The 24735-nt window shown below is 64.1% G+C and carries 14 protein-coding genes; 10 read left to right on the top strand and 4 right to left on the bottom strand.

From position 1 onward, the window contains the following. The first annotated feature begins 259 nt into the window (after positions 1-259). Positions 260-1543 carry a cytochrome P450 gene (locus ACWYRN_RS12740; RefSeq protein WP_488692742.1) on the top strand — a complete coding sequence of 428 codons (1284 nt, stop codon included), beginning with the start codon at positions 260-262 and terminating at the stop codon, positions 1541-1543. 90 nt (positions 1544-1633) lie between these two features. On the opposite strand, the gene ACWYRN_RS12735 is transcribed toward ACWYRN_RS12740, so the two are convergent. Then, positions 1634-3526 (bottom strand): diguanylate cyclase domain-containing protein, encoded by a 1893-nt coding sequence (locus ACWYRN_RS12735; protein WP_488692741.1) that lies wholly within the window; start codon positions 3524-3526, stop codon positions 1634-1636. Between the two features lie 231 nt (positions 3527-3757). Between ACWYRN_RS12735 and ACWYRN_RS12730 the strand changes: the two genes are divergently transcribed. After that, positions 3758-4129, top strand: coding sequence for a YbaN family protein (locus ACWYRN_RS12730; RefSeq protein ID WP_488692740.1), 372 nt, complete (start codon positions 3758-3760; stop codon positions 4127-4129). 27 nt (positions 4130-4156) lie between these two features. On the opposite strand, the gene ACWYRN_RS12725 is transcribed toward ACWYRN_RS12730, so the two are convergent. Then, positions 4157-4528 carry a hypothetical protein gene (locus ACWYRN_RS12725; RefSeq protein ID WP_488692739.1) on the bottom strand — a complete coding sequence of 124 codons (372 nt, stop codon included), beginning with the start codon at positions 4526-4528 and terminating at the stop codon, positions 4157-4159. Positions 4529-4634: 106 nt separating this feature from the next. Between ACWYRN_RS12725 and ACWYRN_RS12720 the strand changes: the two genes are divergently transcribed. Then, positions 4635-5612 carry a ribonuclease Z gene (locus ACWYRN_RS12720; protein WP_488692738.1) on the top strand — a complete coding sequence of 326 codons (978 nt, stop codon included), beginning with the start codon at positions 4635-4637 and terminating at the stop codon, positions 5610-5612. Here ACWYRN_RS12720 and ACWYRN_RS12715 read toward each other — a convergent pair. Continuing rightward, positions 5609-8236 carry an EAL domain-containing protein gene (locus ACWYRN_RS12715; protein WP_488692737.1) on the bottom strand — a complete coding sequence of 876 codons (2628 nt, stop codon included), beginning with the start codon at positions 8234-8236 and terminating at the stop codon, positions 5609-5611. The genes ACWYRN_RS12720 and ACWYRN_RS12715 overlap by 4 nt on opposite strands. Before the next feature lie 210 nt (positions 8237-8446). Further along, positions 8447-11338, bottom strand: coding sequence for a trypsin-like serine peptidase (locus ACWYRN_RS12710; RefSeq protein WP_488692736.1), 2892 nt, complete (start codon positions 11336-11338; stop codon positions 8447-8449). Between the two features lie 397 nt (positions 11339-11735). Between ACWYRN_RS12710 and ACWYRN_RS12705 the strand changes: the two genes are divergently transcribed. The 7 genes from ACWYRN_RS12705 (at position 11736) to ACWYRN_RS12675 (ending at position 24717) form a co-directional block, all read left to right on the top strand. After that, positions 11736-16925 carry an RHS repeat-associated core domain-containing protein gene (locus ACWYRN_RS12705; RefSeq protein ID WP_488692735.1) on the top strand — a complete coding sequence of 1730 codons (5190 nt, stop codon included), beginning with the start codon at positions 11736-11738 and terminating at the stop codon, positions 16923-16925. After that, on the top strand, positions 16922-17557 hold the full coding sequence (locus tag ACWYRN_RS12700) for a hypothetical protein (RefSeq protein WP_488692734.1): 636 nt from the start codon (positions 16922-16924) through the stop codon (positions 17555-17557). Before ACWYRN_RS12705 ends, ACWYRN_RS12700 begins: the two co-directional genes overlap by 4 nt. A gap of 32 nt (positions 17558-17589) precedes the next feature. Next, positions 17590-18222: a hypothetical protein gene (locus ACWYRN_RS12695; protein ID WP_488692733.1), complete on the top strand. Its 633-nt coding sequence runs from the start codon at positions 17590-17592 to the stop codon at positions 18220-18222. A 275-nt stretch (positions 18223-18497) separates the two neighbouring features. Next, positions 18498-21248 (top strand): type VI secretion system Vgr family protein, encoded by a 2751-nt coding sequence (locus ACWYRN_RS12690; protein WP_488692732.1) that lies wholly within the window; start codon positions 18498-18500, stop codon positions 21246-21248. 45 nt (positions 21249-21293) lie between these two features. Beyond that, positions 21294-23039 carry an esterase/lipase family protein gene (locus tag ACWYRN_RS12685; protein ID WP_488692731.1) on the top strand — a complete coding sequence of 582 codons (1746 nt, stop codon included), beginning with the start codon at positions 21294-21296 and terminating at the stop codon, positions 23037-23039. 13 nt (positions 23040-23052) lie between these two features. After that, a complete protein-coding gene (locus tag ACWYRN_RS12680; RefSeq protein ID WP_488692730.1) occupies positions 23053-23538 on the top strand; it encodes a hypothetical protein in 486 nt (161 codons plus the stop codon). 28 nt (positions 23539-23566) lie between these two features. Continuing rightward, positions 23567-24717, top strand: a protein-coding gene (locus ACWYRN_RS12675; protein ID WP_488690169.1) for an IS3 family transposase whose coding sequence is annotated in 2 segments (ribosomal slippage) — positions 23567-23807 and positions 23807-24717 — 1152 coding nt in all. Because the reading frame shifts where the segments join, the coding sequence is not laid out codon by codon here. Positions 24718-24735 lie beyond the last annotated feature (18 nt).

The following is a 24735-nucleotide window of genomic DNA, read 5'->3' as shown; positions in this document are numbered from 1 at the left end:
CCGGCGCACGGGCCGTCGCAAGCGTTTCGACGTGCGCCGGTGCCATACCGCGTGGGCACAAGTGCCCACCCTACCTTGCACCGATCAATAGCGTGTTCAGGCAGGCCATTAACCCTTTCGCCGCAGCATTTGCCATGTCCACCGGCACACAAAAGCCCCGCGAAACCGTTGCGTTGACCCGTCAATCCCGGCCATAAGGGCGCTGGCGCACATTGCGCGCGCTCGTGCTCTGGCACACTCGGCGTCAAAGGAGAATGCCATGCACGAGCTCAGTCAGCCTGCCCTGCCGGTCCACCGCGCCATCCCCCAGGCAGAGGGCTTCGACAATACCTACGCCCTCCTGAGCGAGGGCTACCGTTTCATCGGCAACCGCTGCGACGCGCTGGAATCCGATATCTTCAGTACCCGCCTGATGCTCAAACGCGTGGTCTGCGTGCGCGGCGAGCCGGCTGCGCGCATGTTCTACCAGCCCGGCCGCTTCACGCGCAAAGGGGCGATTCCGCCCACCGCGCTGGCGCTGCTGCAGGACAAGGGCGGCACCCAGGGGCTGGACGGCGAGGCGCACCGCGTACGCAAGGCGCTGATGATGCGCCTGCAGTCGCCCGAGCAGCGCGCGCGCCTGGTGGAGATCGTCGAAGCCGAATGGCGCGCCCAGTTCTGGCGCTGGGCGCGTACGCGCCAGGTGGTGCTGATCCAGGAAGCGCAGGCCGTGCTGTGCCGCGCGGCCTGCTCCTGGGCTGGCGTGCCCCTGCACAGCGCCGACGACATGGTGCTGCGCACCGCCGAATTCTCGGCCATGATCGACGGCGCCGGCGCCGTGGGTCCGCGCAACTGGATGGGCCAGGCCCTGCGCCGCCATACCGAGCAATGGGCCTGCGAACACATCAAGGCGATCCGCCTGGGCGCGCCGGTCGACCCCGACAGCCCGGTGGCGGCAATCGCCTTCCACGTCGATGCCGACGGCGAAGTCCTGTCCACCGAGCATGCGGCGGTCGAGCTGATCAACATCCTGCGTCCGGTGGTGGCGGTGGCGCGCTACATCGTCTTCGGCGCCCTGGCCCTGCACCAGTTCCCCGAATGGCGCACGCGCCTGGCGAGCGGCGACGATGCGGCCCTGCACATGTTCGTGCAGGAAGTGCGGCGCTTCTACCCCTTCTTCCCGGCCATCGGCGGGCGCGTGCTGCAAGCCTTCGACTGGGAAGGCCTGCATTTCGCAAAGAGCGACTGGGTGCTGCTGGACATCTACGGCACCAACCGCCACCCGGGCAGCTGGAGCGACGGCGAAGTCTTCCGCCCGGAACGCTTCGAGGGCGGCGCGGAAAACGGCTACAACCTGGTGGCCCAGGGCGGCGGCGATTATGCACATGGCCATCGCTGCCCGGGAGAAATGGTAACGGTGGAAATCACGAAGGCGACATTGCGCCTGCTGGCCGCCGAGATCGCCTACGAGGTGCCGCCGCAAGACCTGGACATCAACCTGGCGCGCATGCCGACGCTACCGAACAGCGGCTTCGTTATGGAAGCGCTGCGGCCGGCGCGCTGAGTCCGCCGCCGCTGAATCAGGCCGCGAACCACGGCCTGGATTCACGTCCCCGCATCACATTCCCGCATCACATTCTGAGTTACGCGCGCATCAGGCGCGCGTGCGTTCGGCAACGCAGGCGCGGCCCTGCAGCTTGGCATCGTACATCGCCCCGTCGGCGCTGCGCATCAGCTCGTCGGCACTGGCGCCGCTGTCCGGATACACCGCCACGCCGATGCTGCCGGAAATCTCCAGCGTCCGGCCTTCGCTGACGAAGGGGCGGTTGAGTTCCGCCAGGATCTCCTCGGCCACGCGGCGCGCATCCGGCGCGGCGCCGATGCGCGGCAGCAGCACCACGAATTCGTCGCCGCCGATGCGCGCCAGGGTGTCGGAAGCACGCAGGGCGCCGCGTACGCGCGTGGCCACCTGTTGCAGCAGCAAGTCGCCGACCGCGTGGCCATGGGTATCGTTCACCGGCTTGAATTTATCGAGGTCAAAGAAGAGCACCGCCAGCTTGTTGCCTTCGCGCTGGGCAGCCAGCAGCGCCTGGCGCAGGCGGTCGTTGAACAGCAGGCGGTTCGGCAGGCCGGTCAGCATGTCGTGGTGGGCCTGGTGGCGGATCTCGTCTTCCTGCAGCTTGCGGGCGTCGATGTCGGCCACGGTGCCGACGATGCGCAGCGGCTGCCCGCCTGGTGCGCGCTCGGCCACGCGCCCGCGCACCAGGATCCAGCGCCAGTTGCCGTTGCCGAGCCGGGTACGGTACTGGCCGGCGTAGTGCGGCGTGGCGCCCTGCAGATGCTCGTCGAGCCCGCGCAGCACGCCTTCGGTATCGTCGGGATGGGCCATGCGCCGGAAGGCGCCGCGGTCGAACGGCAGCAGCACGCCGGGCGCGTCGACGATGCCCTGGGCGCTGGGCGAGAGCGTGATCATGCCGCTGGCAAAGCTGAAGTCCCAGACGCCCTCCCCGGCCGCGTTCAGCGCCAGCTGCCAGCGCGCCTCGGCCGCGGCCAGGGCCGTCACCGCGCGGCGCCGGCTGTCGGAAGCCGTCAGCGCGATCCAGCCGCCCAGCACCAGCAGCAGCGACACGGCGGTGCCGACGCGCAGCAGCAAGGTGCGCTGGCCGGCGTAGCGCGCCTGGGCATCCTTCACCGCCTGGCCGACCGTGACCACCAGCCCGTATTCGGGCAGGGTGCGCCAGCCGTAGTAGCGTTCGATGCCGTCCAGGCGGCTGACGCGGTGGAAACTGCCGTAGGGGCCGCTGCCCGGCGCATACGGCGCGCCCGTCAGCCGGCGGCCGCTGTCCTGGGCATGCGGGTTGCGCGTGGTGCGCGCGACCACGATGCCGTCCCTGCGCACCAGCGTAATCGAGGCATCGGTGCCGAGGTCGATGCTGTCGTAGAAGCGCGAGAAATAATTCGGCGCCACACCGGCGACGATGACGCCGGCCAGGCTGCCGTCGGCACGCACGATGGGCCGCGAGAACTGCACCGACCACAGGCCGGTGACGCGGCCCTTGCGCGGCTGGCCGATGGCGAGCTGGTCGCGCCCGCCGCTGTCCAGGGCGGCGCGCACGTAGTCGCGGTCGCTCAGGTCGACCGGGGTGGTGAGCTTGCCGGCGCTCGAGAACACGGCCATGCCGCGTGCGTCGGTGACGACCACGTTGACCAGCAGCTGGCCCTGCAAATGGGTATTCAGCTCGGCGACGATGGCCCCGAACTGGGCCGGATTGCGCAGCCAGCTCAGGCGCAGCTGGCTGAGCGACAGGTCGATCGAGGTCACGGTCGAGCGCACTTCCTCGGCAAAGGCATGCGACAAATTCTGGACGTTGCGGCTGCTTTCCTCGTGCGCGGTGTCGCGCAGCTCGACCTGGGCGCGATGGATCGCCAGCCAGGCCAGCGGCAGCGCGAGCGCCAGGAACACGGCGAGACGCAGCAACACGCGGCCATGGAAATAGGCGCGCGCGGCGCGGACAAAACGCAGCGAGGTGTCGAACTGGTGGGACATGGCCGGGTGCGCCCCGGCAAGCTGAAGGCTGCTGGACGAGAGTTACGAAAAATACCATGCAAATTTTATAGCTAAAGTATCTTTTCGGCAAGCAAAACACCGTGTTTGCGGATGTTCACACCCGGAAATCATGTGGATCGGGTGAAATTTTCTTTCAAACTTCCGCATTTGACGAAATATTATTTCATCGCTGCCGGGTCATGCATAATGGGGCCAACACTCTCGCCCACCATGAAACTGCTCTTCAATATCATCGGCGTGCTAGCCGTGCTGCTCGGCATCCTGGGCCTGTTCCTGCCGCTGCTGCCGACCACGCCCTTCCTGCTGCTGGCCTCGGCCTGCTTCGCGCGCGGCTCGGATCGCCTGCACGGCTGGCTGCTGAACCACCGCGTGTTCGGCGTCTACCTGCGCAACTTCGAGGCCGGCAACGGCATCCCGCTGCGCGCCAAGATCGTGGCCTCGGTAATGATGTGGAGCTCGCTGCTGGTGGCCATCGTGCGCTTCGAGCACCTGGGCCTGCGCCTGGCGCTGGTGCTGATCGGCGCCAGCGTCAGCCTCTACCTATGGCGCTACCTGCCGACCCTGCGCACCAGGCGCAGCTAAGCTGGGCTGAGCCGGGTCAGCGCTGAACTAAGCGTCGTTGTCGGCAATCGACTGCGCCACGCCTTCTTCCACATCGCGCAGGAAAGCCGCGCCGGCGTTCGACAAGGCCAGGCTGGGCGCCGCCAGTTCCAGCAAACACGCCAGCATCGGCCGGAACCAGGCCGTATCGCTGCCCAGGTCGGGATGGGCATGGGTATCGTTCAGGTAGAGCACGGCACGCGTGACCATGTTCGGGTCGCGCCCCAGCTGCTGCACGTAGTCGGCATGCCGGGCCGCATCCTGCAGCAGCCGGGTGGCGACGGTATCGAGGATGTCGTGCGATACGCTGTTGTGGCGCGCCAGCAGGAGGCGCGCCAGCGCCATGCAGGCCTCGTCGAGTTCATTGTTGCGTAGATGCATGGATTCCTTTCGCTGTCGCGGGTTGCCGTGGCAAGTCAGGCGTGCCAAACCGTGCCGCCGGTTTTGCTTGATAATCGTAAGCGATATCCACGAACAGCGAGCGGCAATGGAATTCCAGTTTCTCGGCACCTCGGCCGGCACCCCGACGCGGGCCCGCAACGTCACCGGCCTGGCCCTGCGCACCGGGGCCAGGTCCTGGGTCCTGGTCGACTGCGGCGAGGGCACCCAGCACCGCATCCTGCGCACCGGCTACTCCCTGATGAGCCTGACGGCGGTCTTCATCACCCACATCCACGGCGACCACTGCTACGGCCTGCCCGGCCTGCTGGCCAGCGCCGGCCTGCTGAACCGCACGGCGCCGCTGCTAATCGTCGGCCCGCCCTCGGTGCGGCGCTTCGTGAACGCCGTGCGCGAGACCACCGAGCTGGCCCTGCCGTACGCGATCGACTTCATCGACGTCGAGGAAGCGATGGACATCGACGCCCTGCCCGAGCTGGCGGTGCGCACCACCGAACTGTCGCACCGGGTGCCGACCTTTGCCTACAGCTTCACCGAAAAGCAGGTCGAGCGCCGGCTCGACATCGACAAATTGCGCCGCGACGGCATTCCGTCCGGCCCCGGCTGGGGGCAGCTCCAGGCGGGCCAGGACATCGTGCTGCCCGATGGAACCCCGGTGCGCAGCGCCGACTACGTCCAGCAGCCGAGGAAGCCGCGCAAGCTCATTGTCGCCGGCGACAACGACACGCCCTCGCTGTTGGCGGATGCGGCAGGCGGCGCCGACGTGCTGGTCCACGAAGCCACCTATACCGAGGCCATCCTGGACAAGGTCGGCCCCGCCCCGATGCACAGCTCGGCGAAAAGGGTGGCCGACTTCGCGCGCGAAGTGCAGCTGCCGAACCTGGTGCTGACCCACTTCAGCCCGCGCTACCACGAGCTGGGCGAGATCGAACACGAAGCGCGCGCGGCCTACGCCGGCCGGCTGTTCCTGGCGCGCGACCTGGAGCGTTATGCGCTCGACCGGCATGGCGAACTGGCGCCGGTGCCGGCTACACCGCCGGCCAGCCCGCAGGCATCGCCGCGTTAATTGCCGGCCAGCCGCAGCCGCGTCGACGGACCGACAAAGGTGCGCAGGTGGGCGCGGCTGCGCCCTTCCATCGCATCGCGCAGGCGTTCGGCGCTGACCGGCGGGCTGTAGAAAAAGCCCTGGAACTGGTCGCAATCGTGCTCGCGCAGGAAGTTCAGCTGTTCCTCGGTTTCCACGCCCTCGGCAATCACCTTCAATTGCATGGTGTGCGCCAGCGCGATCACCGCGCAAACGATGGCGGCGTCGTCGGCATCGGTGGTCAGGTCGCGCACAAACGAGCGGTCTATTTTCAGGGCGTGGATCGGGAAGCGCTTCAGGTAGCTCAGGCTGGAGTGGCCGGTGCCGAAGTCGTCGATCGACAGGCTGACGCCCATGTCGGCCAGTTCCTGCAGGGTGGCGGTGGCGCCGGCCGGGTCGGCCATGACCACGCTTTCCGTGATTTCCAGTTCAAGCTGGGCGGCGTCGCAGCCGGTTTCGGCCAGGATCTGGCCCACCAGCTGGACCAGGTTTTGCTGGTGGAACTGGCGCGCGGACAGGTTCACGGCAACGGTCAGCGGCGGCAGGCCGGCCTCGCGCCAGGCCACCAGCTGCTCGCAGGCGGCGCGCAGCACCCAGGCGCCGATCTCGACAATCAGCCCGGTCTCCTCGGCAATCGGAATGAACTCGGCGGGCGCCACCGGCTCGCCGCCCGGCGGACACCAGCGCAGCAGCGCTTCGACGCCGACCTGCACGCCGCTGGCGAGGTCGATCTGCGGCTGGTAATACAGCACGAATTCGTGGCGCTCGATCGCACGACGCAGGCCGCTTTCCATGCGCAGGCGGTCCAGGGTGCGCGCATTCATTTCTTCGGTATAAAACTGGAAATTGCCGCGGCCCAGTTCCTTGGCGCGGTACATGGCGGCGTCGGCATTCTTCAGCAGGGCATTGCTGTCGACGCCGTCGCGCGGGTAGATGCTGATGCCGATGCTGCCCACCGGCGAGAATTCGTGGCCGAGCACGTTCATCGGCAGCAGCAAGGCTTCCAGCAACTTCGCCGACAGCACGGCGGCGGCGCTGCATTCCGGGATATCCGGCATCAGGACCACGAATTCGTCGCCGCCCAGGCGCGCCACCGTGTCGCCCTCGCGCACGATGCCGGCCAGGCGCCGCCCGGCTTCGACGATGACGTGGTCGCCCGCCTCGTGGCCGAGGCTGTCATTGATGGTCTTGAAGCGGTCGAGGTCGATGAACAATATCGCCACCTGGTGCTGCGAGCGGTGCGCCAGCGCCAGCGCCTGGTCGAGGCGGTCCATCAGCAGGCTGCGGTTGGCCAGGCCGGTGAGCACGTCGTGGCTGGCCATGTGGCGCAGCTCGTGCTCGTACTGCTTGCGCCGCGAAATATCCTCGACCACGATCATGAGATTGACCTCGGCATCGCTCGCCACCATGCGCGACACTGCCACGTTCACCCACACCGGCGCGCCATCCTTGCGCACGTAGCGCTTCTCGATGGCATAGCTTGGGATCTCGCCCGCCAGCAACAGCCGCAGCGAGGCTTCGCTGGCCAGCATTTCCCCTTCCAGCGACATGTCGCGGAAACTCATGGTTTGCAATTCTTCCTCGCTGTAGCCGACGATGTCCTGGAACTTGCGGTTGGCGCGCAGCCAGCGCCCGTCGCGCGCGGCCTGGGCCAGGCCGACTGCCGCGTGGTCGAAGGCGATGCGGAAGCGTTCTTCGCTGTCGCGCAGGGCGGCCTTGGCGCGCATCGGCACGGTCAGGTCCTCGGCGATCAGGAGCAGCAGGTTTTCGCCATCGAGCCAGGCGCGCGACAGGGCGCAGCGCAGGTAGCGCGGCTCCAGCATGGGCAGCCCGGTCGGCAGGGTCAGCATCAGTTCCTCGCTGTAGTCGGGCGCGCGCAGGCCGACGTCGATGCGCTCGCACAGCTCGGGCAGGTGCAGGAAGTCGCCGACGTCGGTATCCCCGGCCGGCGCCGGCACGCCCAGCATCGCGCACATCGCCGGATTGATGGTGCGCACCTGGCGCGCGGTATCGATCACCATCACGCCGGACGGCAGGCTGGTGAGCACCTGTTCGGCGTAATTCTTGAGGCCCGACAGTTCCAGGCGGCCGGCCTGTTCGTAGGTGTCGAGAGCCAGGCTCATGTCCAGGCACATGAGTTTCAGCAGCGCGTCGTAGGTCGGCTGGTAGCGCTCGGGCGTGGCGGCCAGGGCGGCGTGCAGGACCGGCGCCAGTTCGGCCAGGTACTTGCGGTAGGCGCCAATGTACCAGCGGATTTCCAGGCCGATATGCTGGTGCACCAGGCCCACGCGCACGCGGTTGCGCTCGTAATTGTTGTCGTAGTCGCCCGCCGTCAGGCTGTGGAAATACTCCGCCTGCAAGTGCTTGAGGCGGGCAAAGGCGCAGCGGTCGTCGAGCAACTGGCGCAGGCGCGGAAAGCGCAGCAGGTGTTCGTAGAAGGCCAGCACGATGCCGCTCTGGTGGGCCCGCAGGTAGGGGTGGACGTCACGCAGCAGCCCGGCGTCGTGTTCGGTGAATTCGAGGTAGGCGCGGTATTCGGCGGAAGTGGCGGAGTCCGGCGCCATGAGGTCGGTCATGGCGTCGACGTCGAATTTTTTTCTGGTCATCGGTGGGGGCGTCGGCGGGACGCAGCTTGCATTCATTGAGCGAACGCAAGGATGACGCAGATAAACGGATCAGTTCTTGAGGCAGATCAAAATATTTCCGATAAGCACGTAAGGTGGACGGGTTGCCCGTCCACGCGTCCAACTACAATACGCGCCCCCACGGTGCAGCTTTTGCGTGAACGCGTGGACGGCACAGCCGTCCACCCTACCCTAAACCGAAATCCGCCACGGCGCCGTCGAATCGTAATCGCTCTTGTCGGCATTGAGCGAAATGTGGACGTGCTTCGTGTGCGGATTCGAGCCGCTGTAGCTGCGCCAGACCCAGGGCGCGGTGCCGCCTTGCGCATACGAACTCATGATGCGCCGGTTCCAGATCACGTATTTCACCCGCGGATCGCGCCCCGACTGCAGCGACTGCGCCAGCGTTTCGGCACTGCAGCCGCCCGCCGCATCGTGGGTGATGTCGACCGCCGACACCACGCCGGTGTTGCCGTCCTCGATCCAGGGATTGTGGTCCGAGTCGCGCGAGCGGTGGGCGGCGTCGCCGATGGTGCCGTCGCTCGCCTTGCTGCGGTTCGGCGCCTGGCGGTTGACCTCCTCGCGCAAGGCCGTGATCGCCCGCGCCAGGCGCCACGGCCGGGCCGAGTCGATGTAGGAAGACGACAGCGGCGCCAATTCAACATCTGTCCCCGGCGCCATCTCGCCGACATCGTCACCGATGTTCGGCGTGGGCACTTCTTCGCGCAGCTCCGGCGCGACGCCCTCCTGCGGCATGCGCAGGGCCTTGCGCAGCGTGCCGTCGAACAGCCCGCTCACCGTGGCAAAGCCGGCGTCGGTCGGATGCAGCTCGTCGGCCCAGCGTGCGCCGACGGTGCCGCGCACGTCGAGGTGCCAGGCATTCCGGAACAGGCCGGTCGGATAGCTGGCCCCGCACAGGCGCTGCAAGACCAGGTTCAGGCGGTCGATCAGCTCGTGCACGATGGCGCGCTGCAGCGCCGGGTCCTCGATGCCGAGCTCCTCGCGCATCGGCCGCCCCAGCCATTTGTCGACCGCCGCCCAGCTCGGGTTGCGCGTTTCGCCCGGCCCGCCGCTCGGCAGCGCGTAATCGTAGCCGTGGCAGACCACCGGCAGGTCGGGAAACTCGCGCGCCACGTTGTCGAGCACGCGCCGGTAGCAATCCTCGATGAAGCGCAGCTTCTGCTCCAGCGCCGGCGTGCCGAGATACCAGCCGGCCGGCTGCCCGGACTGGAAGCGCTTGAGGATCTGCGTGACCACCGACTTGCCGCGTCCATCCTCGCCGATGATGTCGTTGCCGCCGCCGGAGAACAGGAAAGCCTTCACGTTGCCGGCATTGCGGCGCAGCGCCTGCATGTACTCGGCGGAGTCGAAGACCATGTTCTGCAGCGTGTCGCCGGCGGAATCGACGCTCCACACGTTGTAGTCGCCGCTCAACCCATCGATCACGTCGGACAGGAGTACCGGGAACTGGAACCAGGAATCCCCTTCGGACACCAGCACCGGCTTGCGGTCGCCGCTGGCGATGCGCGCCTGGAAGGCCGCCTGGCGCCGCATGCGGCTCAGGCCATTCGCCCAGGACATGGCCATCGCCCCCTCGACGTTGTCGCGCGGCGGAGCGATGTCGACCAGTTCCGGGTTCGGGATGATGCCCGGCGAGAAGGGCTTCGCCAGCTCGGGCGCACCCTTGAAGTAGGGACGCAGCTCGGCTTCGTCAATGCCGGGGTCGCGCATCATGTCGGTCAATTCGCGCATCGACACGCGCCCGCGCCCGCGCACCGCCGGCCTGGCGCCGGGCCGCGCACGTTCCTCGGGCCGGCCGATATCGACCTGCGGCAAGCCCTCCACGTCGACCGTGATGCGCAGGTTGATCGGGATCTGCAGCGCGCCGGTGTCGCCTGCCGCCGGCTGGACGCCCAACGCTGCCGGGCGCGCCGCCCCCTGCCCTTGCGAGGTTTCGAACATCCGGCCCGCCGACTGCCGGCCATCGGCGAAGATCCAGGCCGGCTGCCAGAGATCGGTCACGCCGATGCGGCCGTCAAACTGCACGCCGGCATCGAGCACGCGGGCATCGCGCGCCAGCTCGTAGCTCGGCACCGCATAGTTCGCCTTCAAATATTCTCCGGCAAAATGCAGGCCGATCACGTGGCCGGTGGACACGTCGATCACGGACGAGCCCGAACTGCCGCCCAGGGTCGAGCTGTCGTGCACCATGGCCTGCACATCGTTTTCGAAGCTGCGCACGCGCGTGCGGCGCCGCACCTTGCCCGGCTGCAGGCGCTTGACGTTGTAGACTCCGCTGAAAATACGGTCCTGCAAGGCTAGGTCGTTGCGGTCGTCGCGTGCCGGATAGCCGACCGCCACCATGTCGCGGTTGAGCAGGTCTTCGGGGGCGCGCACCGACAGCGTCAGGGGCTGGGCCGATGGCGGCAACCCGCTCACTTGCAGCAGGGCCATGTCCCAGTAGGGATGGATCATCAGCACGCGCTCGACCGTGATGAACGTGGCCTGGGCCGGGTCGCTGTCGACCTGGCATTCGAAGTCGACCAGGGCGTCGCCCGTCCGGTAGAACAAGCCCTCGACGCCCAGGCCCTCGGCAAACAGGCGCGCCACGTGGCGGTTGGTCATCAGGAGTTGCGGGCCGACCAGGAAGCCGGTGCCGCCATACGGCACCGTGACCATGTTCGGCAACTCGATGCGGCCGATCGCCCCCAGCAACGGATTAATGCGGTTGCGCATCTCCATCGTATCGAGCTGGCTCCAGACGCCGCCCAGCTGGTCGTAGGTGCCGCCGCGCACGAACACGGCCGGCCGGTCGTGGGCCAGCACGATTGCCTCGACGCCGAACAATTCGGCAGGGCTGACCTGGTCGTCGCGCTGCTCCTTCAGCTTGCGGATGCCCTCGACGGCATCGTTGTAGCCGAACTGCGGCACGGCGCTGGGGCGGTGATCGCCGGCCGCGCTCATCGGCTGCAGGTCGCCGGCCCGGTCGGGTGGCGGGATGGGTAGCGAGTCGAGATCGTCGCCGGGCGACACCTGACGCAGCATCGTGCGCACCCGGCTGACCCTTTCCATGTGATTCATCATGATTCCCCTCCTTCGTGATTGCTGCTGCAAACAACAGGGGACCTGGGCCGGCACAGGGCTCGTCGGTTTCAGGTCATCGCGCGGTGCTACGCCGGGGCGTGCGCTCGTCTTTATGCGTTGCGCATATGGAGGGTGGGATTAGTCTAGCAGATGCGTGAGATGGGGCAAGGTCGTGCGTTGTAATTTGGGCTATATGCATCCCGTCCAGGAAAGCATGCTTGCAGTGCGGGAACCCAATCCTGATAGATTGAGTCGGTGTCAGGCGCTCCGCTACATGCCATTACAAAATTGTTACTTGTTTTGTGACAAAGTGTGAATTTTCGGGCAACTTTCGCGGGGTATATTGGCTCGGCTGCAAGCCAGTGTGTTCTTCCTGTCGAAAGCCGAGTCTGCCCACATGAAACAGTTAATCTCTAGAACGAGCCGCTTCTTCCTCGGAACTTTATTCCTGAGCACAGCTGTCCATGCCCAGATCCCCGGTTTCGAATTGCCGCCCGCCTGTCCGCCGAACTCCAGTTGCGCTCCAGGCATTCCTCCCACCCTGCCCCCGGCGCCGCCAGGAACCTGCGGGCCGGGCAATGGCGGATCGACCTGCGGCGCCGAGGGTCCCGCCTCGGCCGACAGCTCCGGCGGCCTGAACATCGGCGCCGGCAACCCGATCAATATCATCAACGGCAACAAGTACCAGCGCGAAACCGACATGGCGGCGCTGCCCGGCACCCTGGGCCTGGAAATCGTCCGCCATTACAACAGCACCTTCAGCCGTCCCAACCATTCCACCAACCTGGTCGGCCGCGGCTGGAAGCTGTCGTATGAAACGCAACTGCACGTGACCGGCAACGCGTTCCAGGTCATCCAGGCCGACGGCGCCCGCATCATCTTCGAGCGCGACCCGGACAATCCGGCGCTGTGCGCCAGCCGGAACCCGGCGGACGGCCACCTGACCGAAGTGCAGACCGGCCGCGGCAAGGAGTACGTCTGGCGCTGGACCAATGGCCGCGAACTCAGCTTCGATGCCAAGGGCAAGCTGGTGCAGATCCTGGCGCCCGGCGGGCAATTCGTGACCCTGCAATACGACGCCCAGGGCTTGCTGCGCACCGTGACCGATCCGCAGGGGCGCAGCCTGCGCCTGCATTACGCCGGCAAGCGCGATACGAGCGGCAACTTCCGCGGCCTGCAGGCCATCGACAGCCCGGTCGGCCGCTTCGCCTACAGTTATGGCAGCCCACTGCCGCAGGGAGCGGGCGACGACCCTGCCCTGCTGCGCGCCAACCTGCGCATGGTCACGTTCCCGACGGGCGCCAGGACCTATCACTACGAAGACGCGCGCTTTCCCACGCTGCTCACCGGCATCAGCGAACTGGGCGGCGGCGGCGCCGCGCCGGCGCGCTGGCAGCGCATCGCCACCTACGGATACGACGCCAACGGCAAAGGCAATCTCTCCGTCAGGGGCTTGCCGGCCAGGCTGGCCGTGGGCACCGGCCTGGACCAGGTCACCCTGGACCATAGCCGCCCGGGCGCCACGGTGGTCACCAACGAGCGCGGCCAGCAGACCGTATTCCGCCACACCGTCACCGCGGCCGGGTATCGCCTGCTCGAGGTGCGCGGCCCCGGCTGCGCCGACTGCGGCGAAACGAACGTCCGCTACGACTACGACCGCGACGGCCGCCTGACCGGCACCACCACGCTCGACGCGAACGGACAGCCCCTCGCCGCGACCGAAGCCGTGCTCGACCAGCTCGGACGCACACTGCGCCTGACCCGCGTTTTCTACCGCAACGGCAAGCGGGTGTCCTCGCACTGGCAGCGCCGTTTCGAATACGTGGGCGCCAGCACCCGGCCGGCGCTGATCGGCCGCCCCAGCGTAATACCAGGCAAGGAACACCTGACCCTGGTGCGCTATGCCGACAGCGGCGCCGCTGCCGGCATGCCAATCGAGGTCACGGAGCGCGGCTTCGCGCCGTCGCCCGATGCGGCCGGTTTCGTGACGATCGCCCGCACCATGTCCTACCGCTACAACGCGTATGGCCAGCCAACCCTGGCCGACGGCCCGCTGCCGAATGCCGCGCGCGGCGCCGGCCCTGCCAACAGCGACATCACGCTTACCGAGTACGACCCGAAAACCAAGCTGCCGGTACGTACCACGCTGCCGGGCAACATGCGGACCGAGGTGCTGGAACGGGACGCCGCGCTGCGCCCGACCGTCGTGCGCACGAACGACGGCACGCTGGTGCGCACCACGACGGTACGCTACGACTGGCGCGGCCAGCCACAGGAAGTCCGCGCCGTGCACGGGAGCGGCGCCACGGCGCTGACCCAGGTCACCGGCTACCGCTTCGACCTCGGCGGAGGCTTGACCGCGATGATCCGGCCCGACGGCAGCACGGTTGTGCCATCTGCCGCCGAATCCGCTGCGCTGGCCAGCACGCCGGCCAAGACAGCAGTCAACGAATCGGCCGAAGGAACTGCGCTGCCGGCGGCCTTGCGTGCAGGGCGCGTCGAGACCGACAGCCTGAACCGCCCCGTCGCCTGGACCGATGCCGGAGGGGCGCGCGCCCTGGACGCTGCCTGGGGACCAATCGGCACCGCCGCCGAATCGATGATCCAGGCGTTCAGCGCCAACGGGGCCCAGGCGCTGCGCCTGGTGGACGACTTCGGCCGCGTCACCGCCATCCGCAACCCGGGCCAGGGCTGGCAGATCGCCCGCTACGACGCCGCCGGACGCATCGTCGAACTGCGCGACCCGCGCGGCGCCGTGCAAAAGGCCGGCTGGGACAGCGCCGGGCGCCTGGCATCGCTGCAACGCTTCCTGCCCGGCGCCGCGGCGCCCGAGCAGACATTGGCCTACCGCTACCAGGGCATGCGCCCGATCGAGCAGCGCATCGAGGATGCCGATGGCCGGCGCGTCACGCTGACGGCCTACGACGGCCGCGGCCTGATGGTCAGCCGCACCCTGCGCATCGAGCCGGCCGGAAAACTGGCACTTGCCTTGCCGGCGCCGGTCGGCATGACGCAAAGCTGGCGCCATGACGGCCAGGGCCGCGTGATCGCCCAGGCCGTCACGGACCACCAGGGCAAACGGCTGGAACTGCTGCAGCAGCTCGACAAGAAGGGCATGCCCGTCGGCCTTTCCACGGCTGGCGCCCTGCCCGCCAGCCTGGGCGGCAGCAACAGCGTGATCGGCAGCGTAAGCTGGCAGCAGCAGTTCGCCACCGCCATCGTGCACGGCGACGGCAGCGCCGACCATTTCGATGCGCCGCCGCAGGAGGCTGGTTTGCCGCAAGCGGCCAGCCCGTTGCGCCAGGTGGCGGTAATAGGCAATGGGGCGAACGAAGCGGTGGGAGAAACCCACGGCTTGACGGGCACGCCAGGCGACGGCGCCGATGCGGCCGGCCTGCCCGCCAGCATCGATACCATCCAGGGACCGCAGCGCCTGTCCTGGAACGCCGCCGGCCAACTGGCCCGCAGCACCCGGGCCGCGGGCAGCAGCAGCTACGTGTACGACGCGCTCGGCCAGCGCGTGGCGAAGCTGGTCACGGATGCGCAGGGCAAGACGCGCGCCACGCTTTCGTTCTACGACGCCAACCGCCTGGTGGCCGAGGCCGACGCCAACGGCGCCATGCGCTACGCCTACGCCTGGCTCGGCTGGCGGCCCCTCGCCCAGTTCGAACTGGGAACGGCGTCGCTGTGGCAGCGCTTCAAGACCTGGCTGTTCGGCGCACCGGCGCGCGCCCTGCATACCGACCGCGTCGGCAAGGTGCTGAGCATGTCGGAGCACGGCAAGACGGTCTGGCAGGAGACACGCCCCGTGGGCGGCATGATGCAGGTGGCGCTGCAGACCCGCAGCGAACAGCACCAGCCGCTGCGCTACGTGGGCCAGTACCACGACGACGACAGCGGCCTGGTCTACCACGGCGCGCGTTACTTCGACCCGGCCAGCGGGCGCTTCCTCAGCCCCGACCCGGTCGGCGTGGGCGACGCCTTGAGCGGCCTGGCAACGCCGCTGCTGCTCGACCTGTACGCCTACGCCGGCGGCCAGCCGGACGACTACTTCGACCCCGACGGTGCGGCGCGCATCCGCTACTTCGCCATTACCACCGGCGCCAACGGCCAGGCGCTCGGCACCAACCAGGGCTTCACCAGGGCGCGCTGGGCATTCATCGTCGACAACGTCGCCGCCGGCCCCGGCCTCAATCCGCTGGGCCAGGCGCGCAACACCTATGCGGCCAACCACACGGCCCTGCTGGTCGACGTGGGCGGCAACTTCAATCCGGCCAACCCGGCGCAAACCTGGAATGGCGCCGGGCAGGAAAGCGCCTTCCTCAGCCATTACGGCAACAACCTGATCAGCCTTGCCGAGTTCACGGTCGAGATGGATGACGACAAGGCTGCCAAGCTGATCGCAACCTACATCACCGCCGACCGCACCCGCCTGTTCGGCAATGTCTGTCCCGCCCGCAATTCCCTGCTGCCCCCGATCCGCTTCGCCCCGGGCGAGGCCGACATCAACGTCACGCGCCAGGTGGAACCCGCCGTGGCCGGGACGACGGGCAACCAGGCCAATGTGCAGCGTATCCTCAACTGCAACCGCCCGACCACGGTGCCGGTTACCTATGCCAACGACGAGGAGCGCCGGCGCGTGATGAAGTTCGAAGCCGCGGCCGAAATGCAGGAGTCGCCCGCGCCGTCGGCCATCTACCGCGACTGCAGCACCAACAACGGCTGCCGTAGCGCAACCGACATCACGCTGAACGGGCATTCGTATTACGCCAGCTACGGGCGTACCCAGTTCGTGAGCGAAACCTTCCTGCGCACCCTGAACGACCTGGTCCCGCAGCTGACGCCCGCCGAACTGGCCCATCTGCGCCTTAACACCCAGGTACGGCTGCCCAACGGCAGCATGGGCACCATGGCGGACATGGCTGAACTCGCCCAGCGCCGTGCAACGGCTGCCGGCAACGCCTACCGCAATTTCCGCGACCGTTTCGGCACAGGACGCACCACGGCACAGGCAACCGCCGCATGGAACAGCCTGAGCGCCGCGCAGCGCGCCAACTTCACACGCGATACCGGTTTCGGGATGACGGAGTTCATCGACATGCTCGCCTACGTGCCGAGCGGCCGGGCCCGCACCGAGAACGAGGGCCTGAACGCCTTCGGCTCCGAGGCGGCCCGGCGCCTCCTCGACGGCAACGGCGCCACCAGCTTCGGCGACTGGCTGATGTGGCTGTACCAGAGCCAGGACCCGTACAACTTCGTCTCGAAGCGCTTCTTGAAGAGCAATCTCGAAACCATCATGAATACGCCGGCGATCCGCGCGCGTTTCGTCAACAATGAAACGCCGGGAACCGAGGCCTACCGGACCCGCCAGCGCGCCATCGAGAACGATCTGGCGGTGCGCACCGCGATTACCCATAATCGCGGCAGCGGCGGCACCTCGGTGAACATCAGCGTGCCCCAGTACGTGCAGGACTACGCGAACGAATTCACGCGCGTAGCCGGCCGCGGCGACTGGCGTTCGCTGCGCTGTTCCGATGAGCTGGGCGATACCAAGGGCCTGCAACTTAATAACCTGAACCTGAGATGACGACCATGAAGCTTTTTTCGACGCTGTGTGCCGCCATGGGGATGTTGCTGCCGGTTTGCGCCTGGGCCGCTGCTGCGCCATCGGCCGGCATCGAACTGCGGCCCGACGCGCCTGCATGCAAGACGCCCAGGGCGAAACCGCCCAAGCTTGGGGTGGATAGAGCGAACGACATGCCGACCGAGATCAAGGCTGATTTCAATGGCGATGGCTGGTGCGACTATGCATTGGGCGTGCCGTATCCGCGCAACTCCCAGATGAACGGGTACGGCCTGAACCAGTTGATGGTGCTCGGGCAGGCCAGCGGGTGGAAGCCGGTTTTGAATGGCAGGAAAGCGTGGGAGCTGGAGGCGAAAGGTTATGACCACCAGACCTGGCCGACGTTTCGGGTCGACCTGAACGATATCCGGCTGGTGTTTCCCAAGCAGGGAGGCGCGCCATTTGTCCTGGGGCTGTATGCGGGAGACCCGGACGACGGAAAACGCAATATGGGGACAGGGTGCTATCAGTATCAATCGGTACACCGCTGGGACGATACGGTCGGGGCGTTCAAGAAGAGCGATGATGCAACGCGTGATTTTGTTCTGAAGTATTTTTACACCGTGATCGACAAGCCTTGCGAGGCGCGGAAATAGGCTTGTTGCGCATGGCGGCCAGGATCGCATGCATGCATCGCCGCATTCCTATGCACATGGGACATGTGGCTCGCCTGGCCGTCGCTATCGGCCTGACCATGCCGGCGTTCTCGAGTGTGCTTGCCGCCAAGCCGCCTTTACCCGATTTGCGGCCCGATACGCCATCATGCGCAATGCCGCGCGCAAAACTTCCCACGCTCGGCGTGGATGCCAGGCACGATCTACCGACACGAATCACAGCTGATTTCAATGGCGACGGCTGGTGCGATTACGCCCTGGGCGTCCATTACCCTCTGAATTCCAACATGAATGCCTATGAACTGGATGAATTGATGGTGTTGGGTCAGGCGCGCGGCTGGAAGCCTGTTTTCAACGGCAAGAAGGGATGGCAGCTGGAAGACCACGACACCTGGCCGACCTTCCGTGTCGACCTGACCGATATCCGGCTGGTGTTTCCAAGGCAGGGAGGCGCGCCCTTTGTGCTGGGACTGTATGCGGGCGGCTCGGATGACGGGACACGCGACATGGGTAAGGGCTGCCAGCAGTACAACTCGGTGTACCGCTGGGACGATGCGGTTGGCACCTTCAGGAAAAGCGATGAGGTAACGCGCGATGCCGTGCTGCGGTATTTTTATTCGGCTTTTGCGAAGCCTTGCCACGAATAGTAAAACAACGAGTGTGATAGCAAGCGCTGGGCAGTAATTTGTGCTTACGGTAATCAGCATGTTGTTTTCCGGACGGTTAATTACAACGCTTACTGCCGTATTGCCGCCCCAAACTACAGAATCACAACCGCAGTACATGCCAGAAAAGTAGAGACTTGAAGTGTGTCAACGTCACGGTGACTCCACGTCTTACCATCGGTCATTGTCCGCGCTGTACTACCGCTCACTACACAGCCAGCTGGAATAGCGCCAACACTCCAGACAGGAAGCTTGTAATGGACTTGAAGGATTTGATACAGGCGTTCGCCGGCTTGTCTGAGGCGAAGCGCCCCATCCGTTTGCGGCTATTGCAAGGAACGCAGGTGCTAGACGATGTCTTGCTGGTCAAACGCGTTACGGGAAGTGAAACACTATGCGGCGGACTGGAATACCGGCTTCTATGCATATCGACACGTTCTGATTTGCCTTTAAAGGAATTCATCGCACTGCCGGTCGAGCTCCAGTTCATGACGGACCGCGGGGACGTGCGCGCCGCGTGCGGAATCATAGCGCAAGTGGCTGCCGGCCAGAGTGATGGCGCTCTGGCGACCTACGAACTGGTGGTACGCGATTCATTAGCTCTGATGGAGTATCGCACCAATACCCGCGTCTTCCGCAATAAAAATGAATTGGATATCACTCAAGTCATTCTGCGTGAGTGGCGCCAGAAAAATTCGGTACTGGCCAAAGCCTTTGATGTGGACTGGTCGCATATAAAAGGGGCGTATCCCACTCGAGAATTCACGATGCAGCACAACGAGTCCGACGCCGCCTTTCTTCGACGGTTATGGAAACGGCGTGGCATCGCGTGGTTCATACGACCCAGTCAAACTAGCCAGTCACAAAGTCAGAAGATCCCCGGCCATGCCCTAGTGCTTTTCGACGACGCATACACCCTGCCGAAAAATGCCGCTGGCACCGTGCGCTATCACCGTGATGGCAGCACGGAGGACTCAGACACCGTTACCGCATGGAGTCCGGTGCGCACACTCAAACCGGGCAATCTTTCTCGCCAGAGCTGGGATTACAAGCCAACCCGCTCCATGATCATTAACGCGCCCTCCCGTATAAATCAGGGAACGATGGGCAACCAGTTCGCGGTCAGCCTCGATGATTACTTGGTCGATGTGCCGCACGCAGGGAATGACTACAACGACTACCGGCAACTCGGCGAAATGCGCATGAGGCGTCATGAGTACGAATCCAAGTGCTTTTATGGCGAAAGCAGTGTGCGCGCCTTGCGTGTCGGGGAGTGGATTGCCCTGACCGGTCATCGAGAAATCGACACGCATCCGCCGAAAGAGCGGGAGTTCATTGTCACGCGCCTGGATATTGATGCAGAAAACAACCTTCCGAAGACCATCGACGAGCAGGTAAAGCGTCTGTTTGCCCTCAACCGCTGGGACGAAACACCGTACAGCAACGCTCTACAGCAAGCCAGCGAAGAGCGCGGCATGCGTTACACCAATCGCTTTTCTTGCGTGCGTCGTGGTATTCCAATTGTTCCCGAATTCGACCCCCGTTCGGATTTGCCGCGTCCACAGCTGCAAAGCGTAATTGTGGTCGGTCCGGCCAGCCAAGAAGTGCATTGCGACGAATATGGCCGAGTCAAAGTGCGTTTTCCCAGTACCAAACCGGAAGACCACAGCCATGCGCAAGGGGCCGGCGCTAGCGATAGCGACTTGGATTCCGCTTGGGTACGTGTCGCCAGCACTTGGGCCAGCAATCACTGGGGAACAATTACCCTTCCCCGTGTGGGCGATGAGGTCATTGTCGATTTTTTAGGAGGCGACCCTGACAAGCCCATTATTGTGGCGCAGGTCTACGGCGGCACAACCAAGCCACCTTCATTCAGCCATATCGGCGCACTACCCGGGAACAAGTACCTGGCGGGCATCAAAAGCAAGGAAGTGCAAGGTACCCGTTACAACCAGCTACGGCTGGATGACACACCAGGGCAAATCAATGCTCAGCTGGCCTCCCAGCACGGGCATAGCGAACTGAATTTAGGATGGCTCACTCATCCCCGAAGTGACGGCAAGGGCGAGGCGCGAGGCGAAGGGGCAGAGTTGCGTAGTGATTGCGCTGTTGCGGTACGCGGCGCACAAGGTGTACTCATCACTGCCGCCGCACGCCAGCAAGCCAGCGGCAAGCAACTCGACCGTAATGAATTGATTGGCTTGATAGATGCGCTGCAAGGCGTGCAGCAGTACCTGTCCGAACTGTCGACGACGCATCATGCGGACGGCACCGACGACAAAGAACTCACTCAACTGATCGCTCACCTGAAGCGGTGGGAAGCCGGCAGCAACACCGAAGTCGGCAGCCCGGGAGCCGGTGCTCAACCCGTCGTGGCACTGTCCGCGCCTGCCGGTGTAGCAGTGACGAGCCAGGACAATATTGCGATTGGCTCGCAAACGCATATCGACATGGTCAGTATCGGCAATACTCAGCTTTCCGTCGGCAAGAAATTGCTCGCCCGCGTATCGGAGAGTATCAGCCTGTTCGCGCATAGGCTAGGCATAAAACTCATCGCCGCCAGCGGCAAGCTGGAAATGCAAACTCATGGTGACGACATCGAGGTCACGTCCGCCAAACGCATCGTGTTGACTGCAGCCGACGAAATCGTGCTGCAAGCGCCCAAACTGCGCTTCGTCGCGCAAGGTGCTCAAGTGGATCTTGGTGGCGGCACCATCACGCAGCAAAGCAGTGGCGATCACACCATCAAATCGTCGAAGTTTGCTCATATCAAACCGGGAAGCGGCAGCCCACCTGACGTGACATTGCCCAAGAGCGAGCTGGCGCACGATCAGCAAACTGTTCTGCGTTGGATTGGAACAGACGAGCCGATGAAGAATCAACGCTATCGCATCACGACACAGGACGGCCGCACGTTCGAGGGGCGCACCGATGCAACCGGGCTGACCGAGCGATTTACGAGTGCCATCCCTTTTGGACAGTACACGGTCGAAGCGCTCGACGACTGACACCGGTAATCGCAGTCAAGACGATAAACGAGGCTGAAGAGCACGATGACGACCGCAGAATACGTGTTACCCGCACAACAAAACGATGGTGCCGCTCGGAAGGCTGAAGGCTTTGCGACACCGAAGCAGGACAAGAAGCTGCAGTGCGCCAGGTTCCTCCCCAAGCGGGTGTTGCCAATCGTTTTTCTGCCCGGGATTATGGGATCGAACTTGCGAATGAGCACACAGCGGCAAAGGGAACTACATAAAAAGGACAACATTGCATGGCGGCCAGATATTCTCGGGGCAACGAACATAAGCAGTGCCTCCAATGACAGTCCAAGAGACCGACAACTGAGGCTCGATCCGATGCAAACCACGGTGGACATTTATGATCCCGCCGGTCCGATGGACATCAGTGGAGATGGTCGGCATGGCAATGTGGCACTCGACAAGAACTTTCGCTCGCCATTGCTAACGGATGACCCACCAACCGCGAAAAACCCGCGTACCGCCGTACAAAAGGCCCGGGCGCGAGGCTGGGGTGAGGTCTTTTTCAAAAGCTATGGAGAGCTGTTACAGCATCTCGAATCACGCCTCAACAATACATTCTCAGAAGGTAAGCTGCGGCAGGAATGGTGCGATGTCGTGGGCATTGATCCTCGTGTCTGGGGAAGCGATCCCAGCTTGCAGCAGTCGGCATTAACGGAAGGCGAACTCAAGAAACTCGCTACGGGCTGCTGGTTTGCTGTGTACGCGTTCGGATACAACTGGCTGCAGTCCAATGGGGATAGCGCCAGAATCATCGCAAAGCGCATCAACCAGTTGATGGACGATCTCAACCAGTCAGGCTATGAGTGCAACCAAGTGATCGTCGTAACCCACTCCATGGGCGGGCTGGTCGGCCGGGCACTGGTCCATCCGAAGTACGGAAATCTGCAGGACAAGGTGCTGGGCATCGTCCATGGTGTCATGCCCGCCATTGGCGCCCCAGCCGCCTACAGGCGCATGAGGGCCGGGTTCGAGGATTCCGGCATGATGTTTGGCCCGGAAAACAGTCTTGGCGCCAAGGTGGCCGGCAATTATGGCGACGAGGTGACAGCAGTTTTGGCGAATGCACCAGGGGGATTGGAATTATTACCGACCGCGTCCTATGGCAATCGCTGGTTGCGCGTAACCCACAATGGACGCGACCTGGAGGCGTGGCCGAAACAAGGCGATCCGTACAATGAGATCTACAAGGTACGAGGCAAGTGGTATTCACTGTTTCTGGAAAAATGGATCAATCCGTCTGGACTGCCTTCGAGACTAGGCGGTGGCAGTTTCGAGCGGACGTGCGAATATCTTGATAAGGCCCAGGGCTTTCATCGACAGATCGATCAGACGTTTCATCCCAACAGTTATGCGCATTATGGTGCTGACCAAGCACGGCGGAGCTTCGGCGAAGTCATATGGGAAATCGACAAGAGCTGCGCTGACCCGACAGGCTGGCAAAATTGGCCCATCCTTGGAGACACCAAGCAAGGGCGGATAGAACTCGTTCGATGGGACCCTCTAAGCAGCAAGGCCTTCAAGATTGTCGATTTTGAGGTACCTAAGCCGATATATGCCACTATCCTTCCGCCTTCGGCGCCAGGCGACCAGACCGTTCCAGCGAAATCTGCCGACCATCAGCTGAAGAGTGGAATGTTCAAGGGCGTGTTCCGCCAGACCGGTTACGAACACCAAGCAAGTTACAAAAATCCTCGGGCAATCGCATCGACGTTGTACAGCATTATGCGCATCGCTCAGACGGCTACATGGAAATGCTGAAAAGGACATTTATATGCGCCTATTAACACGTTTTCACATTGTTCCTCTTACCGCCGTGCTCTTGATGCTTGTTGCCTGCGATCGCACTTCAAAAGAATGGAAGACCCCTAATATGACCGCACTTACACCCCGCCTCCAGGCCGTGTTCCAGCAAACCAAGACCGTCTGCTTTGGAAGATTCATGATCGATTTGCCATCCTCGGCAACCGTAGCATGGGGGGAAACGGATGTGTCACTCGGTATAAGCGTACTCCCAAACGGCGTAGATGAAGCGGAGAACCTGGCGCAAAAATTCATCGATGAACTCAACAGCGAGAAAGCCATCAACCACGATGACGTCCCCTTGCTACTGTCGGTAGAACATGTGCCCGAGCCCAAAGGAAAAATCGTTATTGGTTACGAAGATTTTCAGGCCATCAACGGGCTCAAGATCAACGGGTATTTCAGGCTGAATAATGACGGCATTGTGAATCGCTACGACTATCGTAGACACTCCTGAGCCATAATATCGGGCACAAGGAGAAGATATGAGCGGTAAGCGGTACACAGAGGAATTCAAGATTGCTGCGGTCAAGCAGGTGTCGCAGGGTGGTTACCCGGCGACCGAAGTGGCGTCGCGGCTTGGGGTAAGCATCCATAGCTTGTACGCCTGGACGAAGCGCTATGGCGTGCCCGAGGCGGAGCGCAAGGCTGTCGATGCCCAGTCTGACGAGATGCGGCGCCTGAAGGCCGAGCTCAAGCGCGTCACGGAGGAGCGTGACATATTGAAAAAGGCCGCGGTGTACTTTGCCAAGACGTCCGGGTAAGGTACACCTTAATTGCTCAGTTACAGGACCAGTTCCCGGTGCGCCGGCTGTGCAAAGTGCTTGAGGTGCATCCGAGCGGCTTCTATGCCTGGCGGCTGAATCCTGAAAGCAAGCGCACCAGGGAAGACAAGCGTCTACTCGTCCCGATCAAGGAGTCATGGCTGGAAAGCGGCAGCGTGTACGGCTACCGCAAGGTCAGCGACGATCTGCGCGAACTCGGTGAACAATGCGGTGTCAATCGTGTCCACCGCCTCATGAGGTCCGCTGGGATTCGTTCCCAAACCGGTTACGCCAAGCGCAAGTACAAACGAGGCGGCGCGCCATCGCTGGTAGCGCCCAATCATCTGCAGCGCCAGTTCGATGTGCAGGAACCCAATCGCGTCTGGGTCACGGACATCACCTACATCCGCACCTATGAGGGCTGGCTGTATTTGGCCGTGGTGCTTGATCTGTTCTCGCGCCAGGTTGTTGGCTGGTCGATGAGTTCACGCATCGATCGCGAACTGGCGATGAATGCGCTCTTGATGGCCGTCTGGCGTCGGCAGCCCAAGAATGCGGTGATGGTGCACTCGGATCAGGGTAGCCAATTTAGCAGCTACGACTGGCGCGACTTCTTGGATGAGCACAACCTGCAGCAGAGCATGAGCCGGCGCGGAAACTGCCATGACAACGCCGTGGCCGAGAGCTTCTTCCAGCTCCTGAAACGGGAGCGAATCAGGCGCAAGATCTACGGCACTCGGGAAGAAGCAAAGCAGGATGTCTTCGATTACATCGAGATGTTTTACAATCCGAAGCGCCGGCACAGCTTCAGCAATGACTTGTCGCCGGTTGAATATGAAAAGCAGTATTTCCAACGGCTCGCGAGTGTCTAGAAAACTCGTGGCGATTCA

It is taken from the genome of Massilia sp. BAP21 (assembly GCF_057801335.1).
This window is presented reverse-complemented; position numbering and strand designations above follow the sequence as displayed.

Coding starts and splice junctions, on each gene's coding strand:
- ACWYRN_RS12705 (WP_488692735.1), top strand. CDS start 11,736: ATGAAACAGTTAATCTCTAGAACGAGCCGCTTCTTCCTCGGAACTTTA.
- ACWYRN_RS12685 (WP_488692731.1), top strand. CDS start 21,294: ATGACGACCGCAGAATACGTGTTACCCGCACAACAAAACGATGGTGCC.
- ACWYRN_RS12715 (WP_488692737.1), bottom strand. CDS start 8,236: ATGACCAGAAAAAAATTCGACGTCGACGCCATGACCGACCTCATGGCG.
- ACWYRN_RS12690 (WP_488692732.1), top strand. CDS start 18,498: ATGGACTTGAAGGATTTGATACAGGCGTTCGCCGGCTTGTCTGAGGCG.
- ACWYRN_RS12730 (WP_488692740.1), top strand. CDS start 3,758: ATGAAACTGCTCTTCAATATCATCGGCGTGCTAGCCGTGCTGCTCGGC.
- ACWYRN_RS12720 (WP_488692738.1), top strand. CDS start 4,635: ATGGAATTCCAGTTTCTCGGCACCTCGGCCGGCACCCCGACGCGGGCC.
- ACWYRN_RS12735 (WP_488692741.1), bottom strand. CDS start 3,526: ATGTCCCACCAGTTCGACACCTCGCTGCGTTTTGTCCGCGCCGCGCGC.
- ACWYRN_RS12695 (WP_488692733.1), top strand. CDS start 17,590: ATGCATCGCCGCATTCCTATGCACATGGGACATGTGGCTCGCCTGGCC.
- ACWYRN_RS12700 (WP_488692734.1), top strand. CDS start 16,922: ATGACGACCATGAAGCTTTTTTCGACGCTGTGTGCCGCCATGGGGATG.
- ACWYRN_RS12680 (WP_488692730.1), top strand. CDS start 23,053: ATGCGCCTATTAACACGTTTTCACATTGTTCCTCTTACCGCCGTGCTC.
- ACWYRN_RS12710 (WP_488692736.1), bottom strand. CDS start 11,338: ATGATGAATCACATGGAAAGGGTCAGCCGGGTGCGCACGATGCTGCGT.
- ACWYRN_RS12740 (WP_488692742.1), top strand. CDS start 260: ATGCACGAGCTCAGTCAGCCTGCCCTGCCGGTCCACCGCGCCATCCCC.
- ACWYRN_RS12725 (WP_488692739.1), bottom strand. CDS start 4,528: ATGCATCTACGCAACAATGAACTCGACGAGGCCTGCATGGCGCTGGCG.